The 15,396-nt window shown below is 68.1% G+C and carries 11 protein-coding genes; 4 read left to right on the forward strand and 7 right to left on the reverse strand.

Annotated elements, in window-relative coordinates; genetic code table 11:
- Positions 1-28 precede the first annotated feature (28 nt).
- The 4 genes from HUA78_RS26830 to HUA78_RS26845 all read right to left on the reverse strand — a co-directional run bounded on the left by HUA78_RS26830 (position 29) and on the right by HUA78_RS26845 (position 4,209).
- Positions 29-595 (reverse strand): hypothetical protein, encoded by a 567-nt coding sequence (locus HUA78_RS26830; protein ID WP_174465089.1) that lies wholly within the window; start codon positions 593-595, stop codon positions 29-31.
- Positions 596-708: 113 nt separating this feature from the next.
- A complete protein-coding gene (locus tag HUA78_RS26835; RefSeq protein WP_174465088.1) occupies positions 709-1,485 on the reverse strand; it encodes a hypothetical protein in 777 nt (258 codons plus the stop codon).
- Between the two features lie 8 nt (positions 1,486-1,493).
- Positions 1,494-2,606: an Rrf2 family transcriptional regulator gene (locus HUA78_RS26840; protein WP_174465087.1), complete on the reverse strand. Its 1,113-nt coding sequence runs from the start codon at positions 2,604-2,606 to the stop codon at positions 1,494-1,496.
- Between the two features lie 115 nt (positions 2,607-2,721).
- Positions 2,722-4,209, reverse strand: a complete 1,488-nt coding sequence (locus tag HUA78_RS26845) for a M20/M25/M40 family metallo-hydrolase (RefSeq protein ID WP_174477427.1) — start codon at positions 4,207-4,209, stop codon at positions 2,722-2,724.
- 814 nt (positions 4,210-5,023) lie between these two features.
- On the opposite strand from HUA78_RS26845, the gene HUA78_RS26850 reads away from it, so the two are divergent.
- The 3 genes from HUA78_RS26850 to HUA78_RS26860 are packed head-to-tail and all read left to right on the forward strand — an operon-like array spanning position 5,024 to position 8,872.
- Complete coding sequence (locus tag HUA78_RS26850; protein ID WP_254623920.1) at positions 5,024-7,345, forward strand: PAS domain S-box protein; 2,322 nt, start codon at positions 5,024-5,026, stop codon at positions 7,343-7,345.
- A 52-nt stretch (positions 7,346-7,397) separates the two neighbouring features.
- Positions 7,398-8,498: an amidohydrolase family protein gene (locus HUA78_RS26855; RefSeq protein ID WP_371745667.1), complete on the forward strand. Its 1,101-nt coding sequence runs from the start codon at positions 7,398-7,400 to the stop codon at positions 8,496-8,498.
- Between the two features lie 2 nt (positions 8,499-8,500).
- Entirely contained in the window at positions 8,501-8,872 is a 372-nt protein-coding gene (locus HUA78_RS26860; protein WP_141643972.1) for a metal-sulfur cluster assembly factor, read from the forward strand.
- A gap of 93 nt (positions 8,873-8,965) precedes the next feature.
- On the opposite strand, the gene HUA78_RS26865 is transcribed toward HUA78_RS26860, so the two are convergent.
- The gene (locus HUA78_RS26865) at positions 8,966-9,988 is read right to left on the reverse strand and encodes an isopenicillin N synthase family oxygenase (protein WP_174477429.1); all 1,023 of its coding nucleotides are present in this window, start codon (positions 9,986-9,988) and stop codon (positions 8,966-8,968) included.
- A gap of 411 nt (positions 9,989-10,399) precedes the next feature.
- On the opposite strand from HUA78_RS26865, the gene HUA78_RS26870 reads away from it, so the two are divergent.
- Positions 10,400-11,560, forward strand: a complete 1,161-nt coding sequence (locus HUA78_RS26870; protein ID WP_371745668.1) for an MFS transporter — start codon at positions 10,400-10,402, stop codon at positions 11,558-11,560.
- A 190-nt stretch (positions 11,561-11,750) separates the two neighbouring features.
- Here HUA78_RS26870 and HUA78_RS26875 read toward each other — a convergent pair whose 3' ends face one another.
- Positions 11,751-13,760, reverse strand: coding sequence for an acetyl-CoA carboxylase biotin carboxylase subunit (locus HUA78_RS26875; RefSeq protein ID WP_174477430.1), 2,010 nt, complete (start codon positions 13,758-13,760; stop codon positions 11,751-11,753).
- Between the two features lie 14 nt (positions 13,761-13,774).
- Positions 13,775-15,391 (reverse strand): acyl-CoA carboxylase subunit beta, encoded by a 1,617-nt coding sequence (locus HUA78_RS26880; RefSeq protein ID WP_141643951.1) that lies wholly within the window; start codon positions 15,389-15,391, stop codon positions 13,775-13,777.
- Positions 15,392-15,396: the final 5 nt, after the last annotated feature.

Genomic DNA, 15,396 nt, shown 5'->3' on the forward strand with positions numbered 1-15,396 from the left:
AGGTGCCCGCCCTCGCCCCATCCCGGACTCAGGGAGGAAGGGGCCTCGATTCGAGCCACACGTCGAAGGCGGTCGTCGCGAAGAGATGACCTTCCGCGAGGTGCTCCAGGTACTTCGCGTCCGTCACCTCGACGGCCAGGTCGAAGCGGTGCATGCGCGCCCAGGCGGCCTCCAGGAACAGCCACCGCCCCTGGTCCTGGAGGGGAGAGATTTCCTCGAAGGTCTCCCGGAGCTTCTCCTCGCCGACGTCGTTGTACCGCTCCAGGACGGAGGTGCGCTCCACGAAGCGGGGCGTGTGCCGGGCATGCCACTTCGCCTCGAAGACATTGGCGTTGCCCGCGTCCTTGTGGAGCGACGAGGGCGCCTTGGCGGCCTTCTCCGCCAACGCGAGGTGCGCGTCAGCCACGGCGGGTGGCGCGCTCCTCACGAGATAGAGGGTGTCGCCCGCGCGCTCCTTCGCGTCGAGGAGCAGCATCAGCGCGAAGGACCGGGTGTTGGCGTAGTCCGTCAGACCTCCCGCGAACCCCGTCAGACACTGGAACGTGACCTTCCGCTCCTCGACCTTCCCCACTCGAACGTAGAACGCCTCGGACATGAGCCCCTTCTGGGATGAGTCAGCAGGGGCGGCATCCTAGGCCATGATTGCCACCTGGATACAAAAGCAAGTGACACAGCATTCGAGAGAACCCGCGCGAACGAGCCTCAGGGTCAGAGCTCCGCGAACAGGTCGACGACGGCCTGGGCCAGCAAGGCGCGCTCCTCGTCCTCATGGCTGGCGGCATACGTGAGGACATCCTGGACACCCTTCGAGTGAGCATTCCAGAAGAGCGTCAGCAACCTGTCGCGAAGTGCTCGCCCGTCCTCTCCAGCAGCCTGGAGCGAAGCACGGACAGCATCGGTCCCCACCAGCTTGACGTATACGAACAGGTCGAAGCTGTCCTTGGCCTTTTCGGGTCGAAGCTCGCGTTTGGCGCGCTCCTTCATCGAGAGGAAGCCCGCGGCATCGGGCAATAGAATCGACAAGGACTTGCCACCCACCTTGAGCGATACGAGCCGACGCCGACCCAGCGCGATACGTGCGTCTGGAAGCGGCGTCATCCGCGTGAGGCGCTCCGAGACCTCGCTGCCGTCAGGCGCGAAGAGGTCCAGGTCCATGGTTTGTCCACTCGGCAGGGTCTTCGACCAGCGGAAATCTCGCGCTTCCCTCTTGAAGCCCCTCTCCCTGAGGACCTCCAGAAGCCGCCCCGCCATGAACTCCGACCCATCCAGGTCGAACAACAGGTCTGGCTCGAAAGAGAAACCTCGCTCGACCACGGTACCGGTGTCCGTCTCGACAGAGATGACTCCCGTGCCACCTCGCAGACGAGACTCCATCGCGAGCACCTGCCCTCCAATGAGCATCACACTGAAGGAGAGGTCCCCCAGGTCGAGCAGCAGTTCTCTCAACTCCTCCAGGATTTCATCGAAGCGCTCTTCGTCCGTCACGATTCCCCTCAGGAGACAGGCAGCGCCCGCGCGAAGCGCTTGAGGAGTTCCTCCGCCTGCTCGGGTCCCCTTCCACCACTGTGCTGGAAGTCCACCGTCAGTTGGGGCAATGCAACACCAGGGCCGTGCCGCAAGTGTCGCTGGGCGAAGTAGATGCCCCCTTCTTCTGTCTCCGCGGCGGGGTCCGCGCGATGAATCAAGAAGTTGTGCGGCGTCATCCTGCGCAGGCCGAAGGCGCTGATAGCGGCATCCAGTGAGCCGGAGAGATAGAGCGCATGGGGTACGCCCGAGACGAACCGCTCCTCCGGCTCCAATGCACTGGCCAGCGTGAAGACGGCGCGAATGCCCTGGGACACCAGCTTGAAGTACCCATCGTGGAGCCGGTCCGGCGTCGTGGACGGTGCGTTGAACCCCTCCTTCGAGATGGCCGTTGGCCGACCGCTGTTCTTCCACTCCTTCAGCAATCCCGCCGGCTCTCTCAGCCTGAAGCCGACGCCTCGGCCTCCCTCCACATATCCGGACTGGATGAGCTTCTTGATGACGCCATGGGCATACGCGTAGCTCGTCTGCGTCCGCTCGGAGAGAGCGCGCACCGTCCACGTCTCTTCGGGCGACTGGAGCAGGACGCGCACGATGCGACTCCCCTTGCCGTGGAACACGGGCTCCCGGGGAACGCGACTCGAGACTCCTCGCCCCTGGACTCGGACAAAGGTGCTCCCGGTGCGCAGGAAGAAGGTTCCCCGTGAGTCGACCAGCGCCATCTCCGCTTCCGCGCACGCATCCAGCACACGGGGAGACGCCGAGTCCGTGACGAGCATCGGCAAGCGGAAGGCGGGCAGTCCGTGAGTCTCGGATTCTCTTCGCCGGAGCTGCTCGCGCAGATCCGCCAGCTTCTCCCGCTGCGCCAGCACATCCACGGGGAACAGCGGTGCCCGGTAGCTCAACAGCACCGGCACCCGGGCCTCCGGCAACCGGACCTCCGCGAGGTCATAGGTGGACTCGCCGCCCGGCCCCGTTCGGGGAACGACCAACGCCTCCTGGCGGACCAGCTCCACGCCTCGTGGAAGCGCGGGCGGGTTTTCCCAGAACTCTTCCCTGAAATGAGGTCGCTCAGGCTTCATTCAATTTTGTCGATATTGTCAGATTCAATCGGTGAATCTGACTCGATTCGTCAGAAACCGCCCGATATCGACAAAATTGAGTGCTTCCACCCGCAGCGAACCGCGAGGCCCCTGCTCAGTGCCCCGCGCTGGCCTTCTGGGGTGCGGCCACGGGCGCAGAGCCGGGCGGCGCGGCGGGGGCCTCCGGGCGGACGAGCGTGTCCGGGGACTCGGCCAGGGCGTACGTCACCCACGCGGTGGCGGCGGTGCTGCGCGCCAGGTCCTGTGGGTCCACCTTGTCCAGCGTGTCCGCATGCGTGTGGTGCACGTCGAAGTAGCGGCTCGAATCCACCTCCACGCCGAAGAACGGCACCCGCGCCGGCAAGAGAGGGCTGATGTCCGCGCCCCCCGCCTCACGCGCGGAGAAGTTGGCCGCGCCCAGCGCCACCAGCGGCGACAGCCAGGGCTTGAGCAGTTCCTGCCCACCCGCGCCCGCGCGCAGGCTCACGCCCACCGGACGCCCACCGCCCGCGTCCATCTCCATGGCCGCCACGTGCCGGGACAGCTCCGCCGCGTGAGCCTCCGCGTACGCGCGCCCACCGCGCAGCCCGTTCTCCTCGTTCATGTAGAGCACCACCCGCACCGTGCGCCGAGGCGCCTGCGGCAGCTTCGCGATGAGCCGCGCGGCCTCCATCACCATCACCACCCCCGCGCCATCGTCATGCGCCCCCGTGCCCACGTCCCACGAGTCCAGGTGCGCGCTGATGAGCACGATTTCCTGCGGCTTCTCCCGGCCCCGAATCTCCGCGACGACGTTGTGCGAGTCCGCGTCCGGCAGCTCCGAGCACCCCAGCACCAGCTTCACGCGCACCGCTCCCTTCTCGAGCTGGCGGTGCAGCAGATCCGCGTCCTCCGTCGTGATGGACGCCGCGGGGATGCGCGGGCCCTCGTCCTCGAAGCGCGTGGACCCCGTGTGCGGCGTGCGCAGGGACGCCGTCGCCAGCGAGCGCACCAGCGCGCCGGCCGCGCCCGCCTTCGCCGCCAGCGCGGGGCCTCGGCCACGCAGCCCGGCGAAGCGGCCGTAGTCCGCGGCCACCGACATCGTGTGGTTGAAGAAGACAATCTTCCCCTTCACCCCGTCGCCCAGCGCGGCGAGCGCCTCCAGCGACGTCACCTCCACCACCTCCGCCGTGAGCCCCTCCGGCGCGGTGGGAGGACTGCCACCCAGCGCGAGCAGGAACAGCGGATGGCCACGCGTGCGCTCGGACGCGAGCACCTCGCCGCGCTCCTCCCCTCGCACCCAGCGCGGCACCTTCACGGGCTCCGTCCACGCCTTCACGCCGTCCGCCTTGAAGCTCCGCAGCGCCCACTGCACCGCGGCCGCCGCGCCCTCGGAGCCCGACAGGCGCGGTCCAATCCCATCCGTCAGCTCCGCGAGCCGCGCATAGGAATGACCTTCCGTCAGCGCGGGCCCCACCAGCTTCTCCGCGACGGCCAGGGGCGGCGTGAAAGCCTTCGCCGTCTGGGCGGGCTTCGTGGGCGCGGACTTCGTGGCAACCGGCGCGGCCCCCGAGACGAGTTGCAGCGCGAGGGATGAAGACAGGATGAACGTGGAGACGGGCAAGAGGACCTCCGAAAGAGGCGCCCACTCTCCGCCCGGCCCTGGGGGCTCGCAAGCGAGATGCGCTCCACGCGGGGTGCGAGCGAGGCGTGCCTGCCTGGTGATTTCGAGGAGCTTGCCGGGAATCCCAGGGGCCACCGCGCGCCGAGAGGGGGAACGCGGCGCGCGGGGCTCAACTGGGACTTCATACGGCGATATCGCTTTTGGGGGAGGCGATTACCGCCGCTGCGTCTCACTCTTTGGGAGGAAACGTGGCGGGCATGTTGAAGATCATTCTCAACGACGTCAAGCCCGGTACCTCACTCAGCGTACAAGCGGACATAATTTCCCGGGTGAAGGTTCACTTTTACAGCACCGCTGACAAAAAGCGGGTGTGGAAGTGTGTTCTGGGCTGGCGGGGAGATCAAAGCCTGCCATCCGGACGCGCGCCTCCGCCCCACGACGTCTGCCCAAACCTCCACCCTTCCCTGACGTGGTGGATATGGGTTGCCGTCCTGGAAGACAGACGTGGTGCGCACTGAAGCCCTGCGCACCCAGCCTGCGGTGGATTCGCACCCCCCTTGGCAACCTGAACAGCGCTTCGACAATGCGACAGGAATTGGCACGCGCCGTCACCGCTCGGCTCCGTGGTTGCCCAGCACCCGGGCACACGTCCGCGCGCCCGGTCCAACGAATTACGGACATGCATTTTTTCCTGAAATGGTGTCTATGTCCGTGAAGACTCGTTTATCCCCGTCATGCACCAAGCGACGTACGGCCCCCTCCCCCCAGGGCCGTGGCGTCTCGCGCCCCTGGGCGTTGAAGGAACGCAATGTTGATGGAGCAGTGGGCTCACCGCTTCTTCGAGCTCTCCACCGAGTTGTTCGTGGTGCTGGGCGCGCAGGGTCGGATTCTGGAAGCCAATCCGGCCTGGAACGTGACGGTGGGTTGGTCTCCCACGGAGCTGCGACTCGAAGGCTCCCGGGGCTTCATCCACCCGGAGGACCTCTCGGCGGTGGAGGCGCGGCTGGAGTCGCTGGCGCGGACCACGGGCACCATGCGCTTCTCCTGTCGGTGGCGGTGTCGGGACGGCACGTGGGCGTGGCTCGTGTGGAGCGCGGCCTGCTCCGCGGCGGGTGGGCCGCTGTACTGCACGGTGAGAAGGCTGGAGTCGCCTCCCGCGCTCGACAAGGAGCGCGGCGCCGTCGCGGAGGCGAATGGCCCGGTGCCACCGTGGGCGATGAGCGACAGCCTGCCGCTGGGTCTGTACGTGGTGGAGGTCCGCTCCGGCACCGTCCTCTACGCCAACCACCGCTTCTGCCAGCTGTGGGGCATCGAGTCGCTGGAAGGCGCGATGCGCAAGGGCCAGGTCTCCCACGAGGACGTGCTGGGCCACTGCCTGCGCGCGGGTGAGGCCGCGGCCTTCCTGCGCCTCAACCCCACCACCGCGGAGTCGGACGCCCCGCCACCGCTGCACGGGGACGAGGCGGTGCTCGCCAACGGTCGGATGCTGCGTCGGCTCTCCACGCCCATGGGCGCCAGCGGCGACGAGTCGCGCTACCGGTTGTTCGCCTTCGAGGACGTCACCGAGCGCAAGCGCACGGAGGAAGCATTGCACCGCTCCGAGCAGAGCTTCCGCAAGCTCATCGAGACGGCGCCCGAGGCCATCTTCGTCCACCGGGACCAGCGCTTCATCTACGTCAACCCGACGCTGCTGCGCGCGCTGAGGTACGACCACGCCAGCGAGCTGATGGGCCGGCCCATCTGGACCATCGTCCACCCGGATGACCTGGACGTGGTGCGCCAGCGCGTGCACGCCGTGGTGGCCCGGGGTGAGCTGGCCCCGCTGCGCGAGATTCGGTACATGCGCCGCGACGGCACCTGGTTCGACGCGGAGAGCGCGGGCCTGCCCGTCGACTTCGACGGCGTGGGCGCGGTGGTCGTCATGGCGCGCGACATCACCGAGCGCAAGCGCATGCAGGCCCAGCTCCTCCAGTCGGACCGCATGGTGCTCGCCGGCACGCTGGCGGCGGGCGTGGGGCACGAAATCAACAACCCGCTCACCTACGTCATGGCCAATCTGGAGTCGGCCATGGAGTCCATGGTGCGGCTGGGTGGGGAGCTGGGGCGGATGCTGCCGGATGGGGCGCTCGCGCCGGGCTGGTCCGTGTCCCTGAAGGACACCGGGGAGCTGCTCAAGGAGGCGCTCGAGGGCGCCACGCGCGTGCGCAACATCGTCCGGGACTTGAAGTACATCTCCCGCCAGGAGGAGGAGCGGCGGGAGCTGCTGGACGTGAGGGAGTCGCTGGAGTTCTCCCTCAAGCTGGCCTCCAGCGAGCTGAAGCCCCGAGCCCAAATCGTCAAGCGCTACGAGGACGTGCCGCTCGTCCACGCGGATGCGTCCCGGCTGGGGCAGGTCTTCCTCAACCTCGTCGTGAACGCGGCGCAGGCCATCCCCGAGGGAGACCCGGCGAACCAGCAGGTGACGCTCTGGGTTCGCCCCGGCGTGAATGGCGGCGTGGCGGTGGACGTGAGCGACACCGGCTCCGGCATGCCACCCAGCGTGCTCGCGCGCATCTTCGACCCGTTCTTCACGACGAAGGCGGTGGGCTCGGGCACGGGGCTGGGGCTGTCCATCTGCCACGGCATCATCCAGGGGCTGGGCGGTGAAATCACCGTGCGCAGCGAGCCGGGGCGGGGAACCACGTTCACGGTGCAGCTGCCACCCGCGCCCGCGGACGCGACGCCTCGCGAGGTGCCTTCCGTGGCCGCGCCGTCCTCGGAGCGCAGCGGCCGGCTGCTGGTGATTGACGACGAGCCCGCGGTGGGCCGCTCACTGGCGCGCATCATCGGAAAGCGGCACCAGGTGACGGTGGTGGGAAGTGGCGAGGAGGCGCTGACGAAGCTGACCTCCGGCGGCCCGTTCGACGCCATCTTCTGTGACCTGATGATGCCGGGCATCACCGGCATGGATGTCTACGAGCGGGTGCGGGAGCGGGAGCCCGGGCTGAGCCTGCGCTTCATCTTCATCACCGGTGGCTCGTACACCACCCGGGCGCGCCAGTTCCTGGAGCGCATTCCGAACCCGCGCATCGAGAAGCCCTTCGATGCGCAGATGATTCAACAAATCGTCGGAGAAGTGCTGGCGGTCGACGCCTGACGTCGCCGGGCTTGCCACGAATGAGTGAGACTTCACCGCGCCGGATTTCCCGGTGCGCATCCGAAGGGAGTTCCTGGTGATTGGCGGCGGTTTCGTCATCGATGCGGTTACGCATGCGTACAACCTGCACCCGTCCAACTGGCGCGCGGGGAAGTACGCCGAGTCCCTGGCACAGCTCATCTTCGGACTGCACAGCGGGTTGTCCAACGACTCGCACCGCGTCCCGCAGGCCGACCAGTTCATGAAGGACTGGTCCGTGGACGAGCTGGCGCACATCCTCTTCGTGGAGAGCGACATCGACCTGGCGGTGCACCACGTGCTGCCGCTCCAGACGCTCTACACGGATGGGCTGTGTTCGTACGAGAAGACGGTGGACATCAAGCGGCGCTTCCCGGACCGATTCCTCGTCTACGCGGGCGTGGACCCGCTGCGGGGCACGGCGGCGCTGGAGGACCTGGAGCGGCAGGCGGAGGAGCTCAAGCCCACGGGCCTGAAGCTCTATCCGGCCGCGTGGCTGGGAGACTCGTTCAAGCACACCGGCTGGCGGATGGATGACCCGAGCATCGCGTTCCCCCTGTTCGAGCGGGCGCGCAAGCTGGGCATCAAGAACATCGCGGTGCACAAGGGCCTGCCGATGGGGGCGGTGCCGCTGGAGCCGTACAAGGTCGACGACATCGGCGGCGCGGCGGATGCGTTCCCGGACCTGAACTTCGAAATCGTCCACGGCGGCATGGCGTTCCTGGACGAGACGGGCATGCAGCTGTCGCTGTTCCCCAACGTGTACGTCAATCTGGAGGTGACGGGCGCGTTGCTGGTGAAGCGGGAGCGCTGGTTCGCGGAGTCGCTGGCCGCGCTGCTCAAGTGGGCGGGCCCGTCGAAAATCATGTGGGGCTCCGGGACGGTGTTCAGCCACCCGCAGCCGGCGCTGCACAAGTTCTGGCACGACTTCCAACTGCCCGAGGAACTGGTGCAGATGGCGGGCATGCAGGTGACGCCAGAGGTGAAGCGGATGATTCTCTGCGACAACTACGCGCGCTACGCCGGGGTGGACATCGAGGCGGTGAAGAAGCGCATCGAGAACGATGCGTTCTCGCGCAAGCGCGCCAGGGGCGACATCAAGCCCTACAGCTACCAGCAGGAGGCGCGGCCGTGACGATGGAAGCGGCGCTGCGCGAGCGCATCCAGTCGATTCCGGACCCGTGCAGCCTGGCGACGGGGGTGCCGCTGGGCATTGGTGAGATGGGGCTCATCCAGAGCGTGGAGCACCGCGATGGCAAGGTGACGGTGCGGCTGCACATCACGTCTCCCATGTGCATGATGGCGGCGTACTTCATGCGGGAAATCGAGCAGCGCCTCACGGGTCAGGAGGGCGTCGAGTCGGTGCACGTGGAGTTCGACCACGACCTGAAGTGGACGCCGCAGGACATCCAGCCCGAGGCGCGTGAGCGACTGGCGGCTCGACGCATCACCATGCTGGGTGGGCGCCTGTTGCCGCGCACGGAAGCACCGGCGACAAGCGGGAGCTGAGCAACGCGGACGCGCGGCGGGCCCGAGGGTCCGCTCGTCGCGGCGCGCGGTGAGGTCGAGGCGAGGGGCTTTCGCCTCGACGCCACGCGTGAACTACAACACCCGCCGCACGAGCTGCGGGAACACCTTCGACACCTTCCCCAGCAGATAGTCACCGTAGGTGCCGTCGAACGCGTGGACGCTCGCTCCATCCCAACGCCGAGCCCGGTCCTCGTCCACATCTGCCGAAGCCACATTCGGCAGCGGCTGGACCTCCGCCGCGAAGTCCGGGTCGAAGAAGAGCGGGAACGAGAGCCTGTCTCGCCCACTCACGTTCTTCACTCGATGCGGTGTGGAGCGATACCAACCACCCGTCAGCCGGTCGAGCATGTCGCCGATGTTGCACACCAGGGTCCCCGGCAGCGGCGGCGCCTCCACCCACCCGCGTCGCGACTTCACCTGCAGCCCACCATTCGAGTCCTGCGCGAGCAACGTCAGCAACCCATAGTCCGTGTGCTCCCCCACGCCCCAGCGCTCTTCGCCATCCGCGGGCTCCGGCTCCGCGGGGTAGTGGAAGACACGGAACAGCACCGTGGGGTCCGCCGTGTACGTCCGGTGGAAGTAGTCCCGCTCCAGTCCCAGGCTCTCCGCCACGCCCTCCATCAACGCATGCGCCGCGCGCGTCACACTGGCCATGTAGTCGAGCACCACCGCGCGCAGCCCCGGCACCTCCGGCGGCCACAGATTCGCACCGTGCAGCGGCCAGCCCGCCCTCACTCGAGGATGCTCGGGCCCCAGCTCCGTGCCCAGATAGAGCCCTTCCTTGCGGTCCGGCTTCCCCGACGTCAGCTCGCCTCCCAGCGGGAACCAGCCACGCCACGCAGGCCCGCCGTGCGCCATGGCGATGGCCTCCTTCGCCTCACGCGGCAGCGCGAAGAAACGGTGACTCTCATCCTCCAGCCGCGCGAGAACCTCGTCCGAGACCCCGTGGCCGGAGACATAGAAGAAGCCGGTGTCACGACACGCCTGCTCGATTTCACGCGCCACCCGCTTCCGTGCCTCGGAAGGGGACGCGTCGAACAGCGGGGACATGTCGATGACGGGCAGACGCTCCGGCGCGGTGGTGACTCCAGCCATACCCGGAAGCCTACACCGACCCGCACTCGTGGAGCCCGACCTCACACCTGTCCTCCACGAGAACCCCTGCGCACTCCCTGGCCCGGCGTTACTTCCCTCGCACCCATCTACCTCGCGGCTTCCACGCGTGCGGTGCTCCCGCTTTCCCCTCGACCACCAGGACAAACAGGCTGACTAAAGCCTCACGTGCTGTTGAACCCGGGCGCACTCCAGGAACCCCCTCCACCTCACGGCATCCACGCGCGCGGCGCTCCCACGCACTCCGCGCCCACCAGCAAGCAGGCGTGACGCGCCTCACACGCCGCTGGACCTGAGCGCACTCCAGGAAGAGAGTGCGCCGCGCCTCCCATGTCGACACGAGCACCCTCGGAACCGTCTCACACCACCCTCAGCTCCGGGCTGGTGTGGCTCATGGCCGCCGCCTCCGGCGCCACCGCCGCGAACCTCTATTACAACCAGCCCCTGCTCGGAGATATCGGCCGGGAGCTGAACGCCTCCGGCAGCTCACTCGGCCTCGTGCCCACGCTGACCCAGGTCGGCTATGCGGCGGGAATGCTGCTCATCGTCCCGCTCGGCGACAGCCTGGAGCGACGGCGCGTCATCGTCACCATGTCCGCGCTGGTGAGCCTGGCCCTCGTCGGCGTCGCGCTCGCGCCCACCCTTCCGTGGCTCGTGCTCGCCAGCTTCATCGTGGGCGCCACCACCATCGTCCCGCAGCTCCTCGTGCCCTTCGCCGCGCACCTGGCCCCCGCCGCACAGCGCGGCCGAGTCGTCGGCACCGTCATGAGCGGCCTGCTCATCGGCATCCTCCTGTCGCGCACCGCCGCCGGCTTCGTGGGCACCCACCTGGGCTGGCGCGCCATGTTCTGGATCGCCGCCGGGATGATGCTCCTGCTCGCGCTGCTGCTGCGCTTCACCCTGCCCTCGCAACCGGCCGTGGCCGCCATGCCCTACCCGGAGCTGATGCGCTCGCTGGTCCATCTGGCGCGCACCGAGCCCGTGCTGCGCATCCACTCCGTCCTCGGCGCGCTCACCTTCGGCGCCTTCAGCGTTTTCTGGTCCACGCTCGCCCTGTACCTCCAGAGTCTCCCCCAACACTACGGCCCCCAGGTCGCCGGCCTCTTCGGAGTCGTCGGCGTCGTCGGCGCGTTGATCGCCCCCCTCGTGGGCCGCTACGCGGACTCGCACGGTGGACGGCGCATCAACATGCTGGCCATCGCCGTGTTGCTCCTGTCCTTCGTGCTGATGTGGCCGCTGGGCCAATGGCTGTGGGGCATCGCGCTGGGTGTCGTGCTGCTCGACCTGGGCGCCCAGGGCAACCACATCTCCAACCAGACGCGCGTCTACGCCCTGCGCCCGGAGGCTCGCAGCCGCCTCAACACCCTCTACATGGTGACGTACTTCGCGGGCGGCGCGGGCGGCTCCTGGCTGGGCACCACCGCGTGGACCCACTGGGGCTGGGCGGGCGTATGCGCGTCGGGCGCGGCCTTGTGCCTCGTGGGACTCGCCGTGCTCGGACTGAGCCGAAACAGCGCTCAGCCCTCCGACGACACACAGCCCCACCACCACTGAATCGAGCGAACGGGCAGCGGCGCCAGCGTCGTGATGTCCACGAAAGGAATCTCGAGCGCCACGACGTCATCCCTGGAGGAGCACACGAAGTGCCCCAGCCCCTTCAGGTACAGGTGGGAGTCCCGCCACTGTCATTCCACTCCCGGACAAGGGACGTCCGTGGCCTGATTTGCCCGCACCGTCGCTCGACTCAGGCCGGCGGCTCCTTCGGCTTCGCCTCCGGCGTGAGCACCACGAGCAACTGCTTCGCGGACACCTGTCCACCCGCCGAGGCATTCACCGCCTCGACGACACCGGGAATGTCCGCCGCGAGCTGGAACTCCATCTTCATCGCCTCCAGCACGAGGAGGACGTCACCCGGCTTCACCACGTCGCCCGGCTTCGCATCCACGCGCAGGATGCGTCCGTCCATCGGCGCGAGCAGTCGGCCTGTGCCCGCCCCCTCCGACGACTTCGCCGGACGAAACGTCACGTCCGTGAGGCGGCGTGCCCCGACGCCCAAATCCAACCAGAGCGAGTCCCCGCTCCGGAGATAGCGCGCACGGCCTCGCGCCCCGCCAACGGAGTAGTCGAACACGCTGTCCGCCAACCCCAACACGCCGACTTCGAGCGACTCGCCGCCTGCGCTCACCTCGTACTGCGATGGAGACACCGGCCGCACGGAGACCTTCGACTCACCGCTCCGGTCCTCCAGCGTCATCGCCACCGGATGCGTGTACGCCGTGTTCCAGTTCACCAGCGAGCCATCCAGCCCGCTCCTCTTCGCGAGGACCTGCGCCTCATCGTGGAAGAGGGCCGTCGCCGCCAGCGCCCGCTCACGGGGAGTCGTCTCGTACAGCCGCGCCAGCGTCGCGCCGTCCGCGTGCTTCCCGATGAAGCCCGTGTCGTAGACGCCGGAGCGGAATGTCCCGTCCTGCAGCACGTGGAGCAGCAGGGCCTTGTTCGTGGTGACACCGAATACGGTGAGCTCGTGCAGCGCCTCCACCAGTCGCCGCCGCGCCTGCTCCCGGTCCGAGCCGTACGCAATCACCTTCGCCTGCATGGAGTCGTAGAAGGGCGGAATGTCCTGCCCCTCGCGCACGCCATGGTCGATTCGCACGCCCTCGCGCGAGGGCAGCCGCCACGTCAACAGCCTCCCCGCCTGCGGTGCGTATTGTTTCGCCGGGTCCTCGGCGCACAGGCGCACCTCGATGGCGTGCCCCTTCCACGTGATGTCCTTCTGCTCGCGCGGCAGCACCTCGCCCGAGGCCACGCGGAGCTGCCACTCCACCAGGTCCAGGCCGGTAATCTCCTCGGTGACGGGGTGCTCCACCTGGAGACGGGTGTTCATCTCCATGAAGTAGAACTCGCCGCTCGGCGCGAGGAGGAACTCGATGGTGCCCGCGCCCTTGTAGGCAATCGCCTGGGCCGCGGTGACGGCCACCTGTCCCATCCGCTCTCGCAGCTCCGCGCTGACGGCGGGGGACGGGCTCTCCTCAACAATCTTCTGGTGACGGCGCTGCACCGAGCAGTCGCGCTCACCCAGGTGCACCACGTTGCCGTGCTCGTCCGCGAAGACCTGAATCTCCACGTGCCGCGCGTTGATGACGGCCCGCTCCAGGATGAGCTCACCACTGCCAAAGGCGTTGGTGGACTCCGAGCGTGCCCCGCGCAGCGCGGCGCGGAGCTGCGACGCCTCGTGCACCAGTCGCATGCCGCGCCCACCACCACCGGCCGCCGCCTTCACCATCAGCGGGAAGCCGATGCGCTCGCCCTCCACCGCCAGCGCCTCGTCGTCCGCGTCCGACGCCTCGTAGCCGGGAATGCACGGCACGCCGGCGGCAATCATCCGCAGCTTCGCCTGACGCTTGTTGCCCATCAGGGTGATGGCCTCGGCGTCCGGGCCGATGAAGACGAGCCCCGCCTCCTTGCACGCGCGCGAGAAGGCCGCGTTCTCGGAGAGGAAGCCGTAGCCCGGATGAATCGCCTGGGCCCCCGACGCCTTCGCCGCGCCGATGAGCTTGTCGATGACGAGGTAGGACTCCCTCGCGGGCGACGCTCCAATCGGCATCGCCTCGTCCGCCGCGAGCACATGCGGCGCGCCCCGGTCCGCCTCGGAGAACACCGCCACCGTCCGATAACCCAGCCGCTTGCACGTGCGAATCACCCGCACGGCGATTTCGCCCCGGTTCGCGACGAGGACCTTGCTGAAACGCTCCATCCCGTTCGCTCCTCTCACAGGCGTGCGACTCCGAAGCTGTTGGGATTGACCTCGCGTCGCCCCGCCTCGCGGCAGATGGACAGGACGAACCCGAGCACCCGTCGCGTATCGCGCGGGTCGATGATGCCGTCGTCGAACAACCGCGCCGAGGCGTTGAAGGGGTGCGACTCCTTGTCGAACTGGTCGACGATGGGCTGGGTGAAGGCGCGGATGGCCTCCTCGTCCACCACCTCACCGCCGCGCGCGAGCTTCTCGCCGAAGACAATCGACATCACCTTCGCCGCCTGCTCGCCGCCCATGACGGCCGTGCGCGCGTTGGGCCACGCGAAGATGAAGCGCGGATGGAACGGACGGCCGCACATTCCATAGTTGCCCGCGCCGAACGAGCCACCCACCAGCAACGTCACCTGCGGCACCGTGGCGTTCGCCACCGCCTGAATCATCTTCGAGCCGTGCTTGACGATGCCGCCCTGCTCCGGCTGCGTCCCCACCAGATACCCCGTGGTGTTCTGGAGGTAGACGATGGGCGTGCCCGACTGGCAGCAGAGCTGGATGAACTGCGCCGCCTTCGTCGCGCCCTTCGGGCTGATGGGGCCGTTGTTGCCGATGATGCCAATGGGCGCGCCGAAGAGGTTCGCCCACCCGCAGACGGTGTGCGCGTCATAGGCGTCCTTGAAGCCCGTGAAGTCGGAGCCGTCCACGAAGCGCGCGATGATTTCGCGGCAGTCGTAGGGCTTGCGGTAGTCCGCCGGGATGGCGCCACACAGCTCGTCCGGCGAGTAGCGCGGCTCCTCGTAGAGCGTGGGCGCGGCCGCCGCCAGTCGCTCGTTCCAGCCGAGCTTGGACACGATTTCCCGCGCCATGCGAATGGCGTCGGCGTCGTCCTCGGCCAGATAGTCCGCGGTGCCCGCGACGGTGGCGTGCATCTCCGCGCCACCCAGGTCCTCGTCGGTGGCGACCTCGCCCGTCGCCGCCTTGAGCAGCGGCGGGCCCGCGAGGAACACCTTCGCCTTCTTCTTCACCATCACCACGTAATCGGACAGGCCCGGCAGGTAGGCGCCACCCGCCGTGCTGGAGCCGTGGACCACGGTGATTTGCGGGATGCCCGCCGCCGACATCCGCGCCTGGTTGTAGAAGGTCTCCCCGCCCGGGATGAAGATCTCCTGCTGGTACATGAGATTCGCGCCGCCGCTCTCCACCAGCGACACCATGGGCAGCTTGTTCTGCAGCGCGATGGCCTGTCCGCGCAGCGCCTTCTGCACACCCCAGGGAGACGCGGTGCCACCCTTGATGGCGGAGTTGTTGACGAAGACGAAGCACCGCACGCCAGACACGTAGCCGATGCCCGCGATGCTGTTGCCGCCCGCCAGCGAGCCGTCACTGTCGTCGTGGTAGCCGTACCCGCACAGCGTGGACAGCTCCAGGAACGGCGAGCCCCTGTCCAACAGCATCATCAGCCGCTCGCGAGGCAGCAGTTGGCCGCGCTTGTGGAACTTCTCGGTCGCCTTGTTCTCGGTGGCGCGGACCTTCGCCTCCACGCCCCGCAGCTCCGCGAGTCGCCCGAGCATGTCCGCGCGCTGTGCCTGGAACGACTCCGAGCCCGTGTTCACCCGCGATGTGATTCTTGGCATCGGCC

The organism is Myxococcus sp. CA033 (genome assembly GCF_013336625.1).
GTDB lineage: Bacteria > Myxococcota > Myxococcia > Myxococcales > Myxococcaceae > Myxococcus > Myxococcus llanfairpwllgwyngyllgogerychwyrndrobwllllantysiliogogogochensis.

Coding starts and splice junctions, on each gene's coding strand:
- HUA78_RS26870 (WP_371745668.1), top strand. CDS start 10,400: ATGGCCGCCGCCTCCGGCGCCACCGCCGCGAACCTCTATTACAACCAG.
- HUA78_RS26865 (WP_174477429.1), bottom strand. CDS start 9,988: ATGGCTGGAGTCACCACCGCGCCGGAGCGTCTGCCCGTCATCGACATG.
- HUA78_RS26850 (WP_254623920.1), top strand. CDS start 5,024: ATGGAGCAGTGGGCTCACCGCTTCTTCGAGCTCTCCACCGAGTTGTTC.
- HUA78_RS26875 (WP_174477430.1), bottom strand. CDS start 13,760: ATGGAGCGTTTCAGCAAGGTCCTCGTCGCGAACCGGGGCGAAATCGCC.
- HUA78_RS26830 (WP_174465089.1), bottom strand. CDS start 595: ATGTCCGAGGCGTTCTACGTTCGAGTGGGGAAGGTCGAGGAGCGGAAG.
- HUA78_RS26880 (WP_141643951.1), bottom strand. CDS start 15,391: ATGCCAAGAATCACATCGCGGGTGAACACGGGCTCGGAGTCGTTCCAG.
- HUA78_RS26860 (WP_141643972.1), top strand. CDS start 8,501: ATGGAAGCGGCGCTGCGCGAGCGCATCCAGTCGATTCCGGACCCGTGC.
- HUA78_RS26840 (WP_174465087.1), bottom strand. CDS start 2,606: ATGAAGCCTGAGCGACCTCATTTCAGGGAAGAGTTCTGGGAAAACCCG.